The organism is Escherichia sp. TW14182, assembly GCF_000208525.1.
Taxonomy (GTDB): Bacteria; Pseudomonadota; Gammaproteobacteria; order Enterobacterales; family Enterobacteriaceae; genus Escherichia; species Escherichia ruysiae.
Genome location: NZ_AEJZ01000222.1, coordinates 22,864 through 29,208 on the forward strand (window position 1 = coordinate 22,864; position 6,345 = coordinate 29,208).

At 53.4% G+C, this 6,345-nt stretch carries 4 protein-coding genes; 1 reads left to right on the top strand and 3 read right to left on the bottom strand.

What is annotated here, in order from left to right; genetic code table 11:
* Position 1: 1 nt before the first annotated feature.
* The 3 genes from mscM to rsgA all read right to left on the bottom strand — a co-directional run bounded on the left by mscM (position 2) and on the right by rsgA (position 5,464).
* Positions 2-3,325, bottom strand: coding sequence for a miniconductance mechanosensitive channel MscM (mscM, locus tag EQY_RS0117315; RefSeq protein ID WP_001236786.1), 3,324 nt, complete (start codon positions 3,323-3,325; stop codon positions 2-4).
* 21 nt (positions 3,326-3,346) lie between these two features.
* Positions 3,347-4,315, bottom strand: coding sequence for an archaetidylserine decarboxylase (gene asd / locus EQY_RS0117320; RefSeq protein ID WP_000934901.1), 969 nt, complete (start codon positions 4,313-4,315; stop codon positions 3,347-3,349).
* Between the two features lie 96 nt (positions 4,316-4,411).
* Positions 4,412-5,464 carry a small ribosomal subunit biogenesis GTPase RsgA gene (gene rsgA / locus EQY_RS0117325; RefSeq protein WP_000041984.1) on the bottom strand — a complete coding sequence of 351 codons (1,053 nt, stop codon included), beginning with the start codon at positions 5,462-5,464 and terminating at the stop codon, positions 4,412-4,414.
* 95 nt (positions 5,465-5,559) lie between these two features.
* On the opposite strand from rsgA, the gene orn reads away from it, so the two are divergent.
* Positions 5,560-6,105 (top strand): oligoribonuclease, encoded by a 546-nt coding sequence (orn, locus tag EQY_RS0117330; protein WP_001275617.1) that lies wholly within the window; start codon positions 5,560-5,562, stop codon positions 6,103-6,105.
* Positions 6,106-6,345: the final 240 nt, after the last annotated feature.

A 6,345-nucleotide genomic window follows, 5' to 3' on the forward strand; every position in this document is an offset into this window, starting at 1 on the left:
ATTACAAACTTCCTGCCTGGCGACGTCTACCCGCAGAAGTTAATGTCCTTCCCGTTTGTTTACCGTTCAGACTTTCCAGACGCATCTGGAAAGGCGGGAATGGCATATCGATACCGTGGGCGTGGAAGCCTGCCAGAATCAGCTGGTGGATCTCATGGCGTAGCGGCATACGGTGACCCATCTCAGCGGCGTAAATACGCAGCTCGAAAATCTGAATCCCCTGTTGCAGATCCACCAGGAAGACTTCCGGTGCCGGATTGTCGATCACCAGCGAGCAGCGACGTGCTGCGGTGAGCAGGATCTCCGTCACTTCTTCACTGTTGGCATCGGCAGGAGCCGGAATCGTCAATACCACGCGCGTGACCGAGTCAGAGAGCGACCAGTTGATAAACTGCTCGGTAATAAATGCCTTGTTTGGCACGATAATCTCTTTACGATCCCAGTCGCTGATGGTGGTGGCGCGGGTGTTAATTTTCGTCACGCTACCAGTGAGATCGCGAATCGTCACCGTATCGCCAATGCGAATCGGTTTTTCGAACAGGATGATCAGGCCAGAGATAAAGTTGGCGAAAATCTCCTGCAAACCAAAACCGAGACCAACACCGAGCGCGGCGACCAGCCACTGCAATTTCGACCACTCAATACCAATCATCGAGAAGCCGACCAGCCCGCCAATCAGCATCAGCAGATATTTGGTGATGGTGGTGATGGCGTAACCCGTACCCGGCGTTAAATCCAGGTGCTGCAAAATCGCCAGTTCCAGCAGCGCGGGCAGGTTGCGCACCAGCTGCGTGGTGATGATAAATACCAGAATGGCAATCAGCACCGCACCGAGGGTAATCGGTTCCAGACTTTCCACGCCCTGCACTGTTGATGTGACATCCCATAGCGAAATATTTTCGAGGAAGCCAAAAGCAGAATGGATTTCTGACCACAGCACGATGACCGAAAGCAGGGCGATCAGCATCAGGATTGAACGCACCAGCCGCAAGGATTGCGCGCTGATAGCATCGAGATCGACTTCGCTTTCATCGACTTCAATTGCCCCTTCCGGGCTACTGTGATGATGCGCTTCTTCTTCGCCACGCGCACGTTGCGCTAACATCTCTGCCCGTCGATGCTTCGCCCGGTCAAACGCCAGCCTGCGGCGCTGGATCAGCATCCAGCGGCGGATAACGTGATAAACCACCAGCAACAGGAACCAGATGGCAACCGACGTTTCCAGCCTTGCCAGCAGAGCTTGCGCCGTTGCCAGATAACCCACCGCAGCGGCGAGAATTGCGACCAGCGGCGCGCCAATCATCATGTTCCACAACATATGGTTGGCAATGTTGTCACCACTACCTTCTTTGTTGAGATACAGCGGGATACCGGCTTTTTTCAGGCTGAGTGTGACTACCGCCAATGCACCGCAAATGAGGATAAAGCAAAGACGGCCCAGCGAACCGGAAAACTCGCGGTCGTCGAGATTATCGAACATCATCAGCGCCATAATCAGCGGCACAATAAGCCCGATGCTCATCAGATAGTAGCGCATCCCACGGGAAACCCGTTCGCGCGGCCAGCCAAAATGAGCGATAAACAAGCCGTTCGGGCGGGCAAAGGTGGCGCAAATCATCACTACCCACAGCAATGGCACGGTGGCCGTAACGCCATCGCCAATCGCCACCGCCAGCGGATAAGGCCACGCCTCGCGCAGCCCGTAGCCGAGCGTCATCCACAGCACTGGCAGCGGTGACGCGACGAGAATCGACCAGAAAAGAGTGCGTAACGTCAGCCAGAAGTGATCCTGAGTCACTTTGCCGACTTTCGCCGCCGAACGTTCAAGAAAACGGGTGAAATAGCGGCGCGAGTAAATACTGCAACCGACCAGAATCAAAGCGCCAAACAGTGGCAAAATCGTCTCTTTGCTGGTCAGCATCATCATGGTGGCTTTACCCAACTGACTGAAGGTGTCCAGCGAGATCAGACGGCGTAGATCCTGGGCGATTTCCAGCGGCCAGGCGATGGTCATCGGGCGCACGTCAGAAGTCCAGAACAGATAGCGGTGCGTCGCTTCATTGACCTCTTTCAGTGCATCTTCCAGTTGTCCGTTGGAGACTTTCAGCTTGGTCAGTTCAAGCAGTAGCGTGTCGCCACCCTGGAGTAAGGAGTTCAGTAACTCACGCTGAGTGCGTAGCTGTGCTTCCAGAATACGGTTTTGCTCGGCGGTCAGCGGCTGACCGTCGGCCTGATGGATTTGCCGTAGCAGCGGCTGTTTATTGAGGAGATCCTCATAACGTAACCGTTGCACGCGCAACTGCGCCATTTCAGTATCCAGTTGCTGCGGTTTGGGCATTTCCGGCAGTCGTGCCACTTGTGCCCGCAGTGCTTCGCCGAGCAGGTTTGACGAACCCAGCCATTGTGATTGTTCGCGTAGCGTATTCAGCGCCTGCCGAACCTGCAACGTCTGGCTGGTAGCCTGACGTTGCTGTGAAGCGACGAGATCCATCCGCTGCGCCTGCTGATTCAACGCCGCCGACAGCTCGCGGTTAATTTTGAATTGAGCGACGATATCTTTCGGCAAATCGGCACTGCTTTCTGCCAGTAATTCGGTGCTTTCCAGCGCCCGTTCCGCTTCCAGTTGGCGTTGGCTATTCAACTGGTTACGCAATGCCTGCAAATACGCATCCAGTTGTTGACTCTCTTTTTCTGCCAGTGCCGAACGCAGACGCGCCAGTTCCTGACGATTATTGGCAGAAAGTTGCGCCAGTTCGAGTTCATCGACCAATGACTTCAAACGCGCGGAGTCGGCCTGCAACGCGAAATTTTGCGCCTGATTAAGCGGACTATTTCCCGTAAGTGTCCCGAGACGACGCTCGATTTCATTCAACTGGCGGCGGGCGTCGGTTTGCTGTTGCGGTAGTTGATTTAGTGAATCCGCAATCTCGCGGGCGCGCTCCTGTTCTTGCTGAGCCTGACGGCTTTTATCCAGCAATTGACTACTGACCTGGAGAATTTCCTGATTCAGCGCGTCGGTAGACATCCCCGGCGACACGCTGCGCGGCTCATCACGCATGTTGTTCAACTGTGCGCGCAGAGTAGCGGAGAGTTTCGGGTAATTATCGATAACTTGCTGATATTGCTTGATGCGCTCAAGGGAGCTTTTTTGCTCCTCAAGCGCATTTAAGGCGGACTGGAGCGCCTCTACGACTTCTGGCTGCGCGGGCTTCGCCGCTTTTGCCTGCTCCAGTTCTTGTGAGATTTGTTTACTATCGGGGGCCGTCGCGGCGTACGCCCCCCAACTGAGGCACCAGGCCATCAGAAAAGTGATAATCAGGCGCACGTCAGCGTTTCCTTTGATGGATTAGACCTGGTCTTTTTTGTCGTCAACCAATGGGCTGGCGTCGTGTTCTGCCTCGATCTCTTCAGCAGGAAGCGGGGCTGGTTCAGCTTCTGGCGTAACAAAGGTTTCGGTAGATACTGCCAGCGGCTGACCAATTTTCGTGACAGACAGGCTTGCCAGTTGCTCAACCAGATTCACTTTACCTGGCGCAAACAAGTTGATAACGGTAGAGCCGAGTTTAAAGCGACCCATTTCCTGGCCTTTCAGCAGTGCCACCGAACCGTCGTTTTCCCCGGCAGGCCAGATCCAGCGTTTGATGATGCCTTCGCGCGGCGGCGTAATGGTGCCAGCCCAGACAGTTTCAATGCTGCCAACAATCGTCGCCCCGACCAGAATCTGCGCCATCGGGCCAAATTCGGTATCGAACAGGCAGATTACGCGTTCGTTACGGGCAAACAGATTTGGCACGTTCTGGGCAGTGAGATGGTTAACGGAGAAGAGATCGCCCGGCACGTAGATCATCTCACGCAGGATACCGTTGCATGGCATATGTACGCGGTGATAGTCACGCGGGGAGAGGTAAGTGGTCACAAACGTACCATTACGGAAGAGATCCGCCATCAGGTAGTTACCCGCCAGCAGGGCTTCGAGGCTGTAGTTGTGGCCTTTCGCTTGCAAGATTTTATCTTCTTCGATTTTACCTAACTGGCTAATAACGCCATCGGCAGGCATGACCAGGACATTGGGATCGGTATCGATTGGGCGCACATCGTCACGCAACGGACGGACAAAAAATTCGTTAAAGGTGCGGTAACTGGCGGTGTCCGGTTTCTGCGCCTCTTTCATGTCGACCTTGTAGTATTTAACGAACAGATCGATAACCAGTTTTGTCAGCCATCCTGCCCGCTTGCTTGCGCCCCAACCCGCCAGGCGAGTAAGCCATAGTTTTGGCAGAATGTACTGTAGCGAAAGTTTAAATGAATTTAACAAGGTAGCCTCCAGGCCATTGTTTTGTCGTTCCTGATCCGGCGTTCATGCCGGATCCTGAAAAAAAGGGGACGATTCTAACGACGGTTAGCTTAATTGTCAGTCATCCGTATCAGAAAAGTTTTTACGCGTTTTTACCTGCGCCATGCTTTCCAGAATACGGTGATAGTTTTCGAAACGAGTTTCCGCGATTTTCCCCTCATCAACCGCTTCACGGATTGCGCAGCCCGGATCGGTATCGTGTTTGCAATCGCGATATTTACACAGGCCTAAGTAATCATGAAATTCGACAAAGCCTTGAGTGATTTGTTCCGGCGCCAGGTGCCAGAGGCCGAATTCACGCACGCCAGGGGAATCAATCACATCGCCTCCGTGCGGGAAGTGATACAGCCGGGCAGCAGTGGTGGTGTGCTGGCCGAGACCGGAGTTGTCTGAGACATCGTTGGTCAGGATCTCTTTTTGCAGACCCAGCAGCGCGTTAAGCAGACTCGATTTGCCGACGCCGGACTGTCCGGCAAAAATGCTGATGCGCCCGGTCAACGCCTCTTCCAGCGGTTTCAGCCCATCCTGAGTATGACTGGAAACCATCAATACGCGATAACCGATATTGCGGTAGATATCCATCTGTTCGTTGACGAATGCCATGCCTTCGTCGTCCAGCAGATCTATCTTGTTGAGCACAATAATCGGCTCAATCTGCAAGGTTTCGCAGGCCACCAGGTAACGGTCGATAATATTGAGCGACAGCTCCGGCAAAATGGCGGAGACAATAACAATCTGGTCGATGTTGGCGGCAATAGGTTTCACGCCGTCGTAAAAATCCGGGCGCGTCAACACTGAGGTGCGCTCATGTACTGCTTCCACGATCCCTTTGACATTTACGCCTTCCGCCGCCGGTTTACCCGGACGCCAGACCACGCGATCGCCGGTCACCAGCGAACGGATAGTACGGCGAATATTGCAGCGGTGAACTTCGCCGTCTGCGGATTCCACATCAGCGTGCATACCAAAACGGCTGATGACGATACCTTCATCAGGCTCGCCAAACAGATTGTCGTCGTAATCGGGCTTCTCCTTAGACGTTTTAAGACGACGCTGGTGATTGGCGTTCACACGGCGCTGTTGGCCTTTGGAGAGTTTATTTTTACTCAATCGTACTGACTCCTGGTCGCCCCTGATGGGCAAAACATCTATGATACACGCAATTGTGGATCAATATAGTCACTGTGAATGGGTGGAAAAATAGCATGAGTGCCAATGAAAACAACCTGATTTGGATCGATCTTGAGATGACCGGTCTGGATCCCGAGCGCGATCGCATTATTGAGATTGCCACGCTGGTGACCGATGCCAACCTGAATATTCTGGCGGAAGGGCCGACCATTGCAGTACACCAGTCTGATGAACAACTGGCGTTGATGGATGACTGGAATGTCCGTACCCATACCGCCAGTGGGCTGGTGGAGCGCGTGAAGGCGAGCACAATGGGCGATCGCGAAGCAGAACTGGCGACGCTCGAGTTCTTAAAAGAGTGGGTGCCTGCGGGGAAATCGCCAATTTGTGGTAACAGCATCGGTCAGGATCGTCGCTTCCTGTTTAAATATATGCCGGAACTGGAAGCCTACTTCCACTACCGTTATCTCGATGTCAGCACCCTGAAAGAGCTGGCGCGCCGCTGGAAGCCGGAAATTCTTGATGGTTTTACCAAGCAGGGGACTCATCAGGCGATGGATGATATCCGTGAATCGGTGGCGGAGCTGGCTTACTATCGCGAGCATTTTATCAAGCTGTAAAATTTTTCCTGGTCACGTAACCGCCGGATTCCACTTGCGGCGGCGTAGGTTTGGCGCTAAATTGAACGTCTTGCTGATAATTTCAGCACTTGAGATAAAAACTCAAAAAAAAATTTTTAGGGGGGTTGCAGAGGGAAAGATTTCTCGTATAATGCGCCTCCCGTAACGACGCAGAAATGCGAAATTACGAAAGCAAAAATTAAGTAGTACGCGGGAATAGCTCAGTTGGTAGAGCACGAC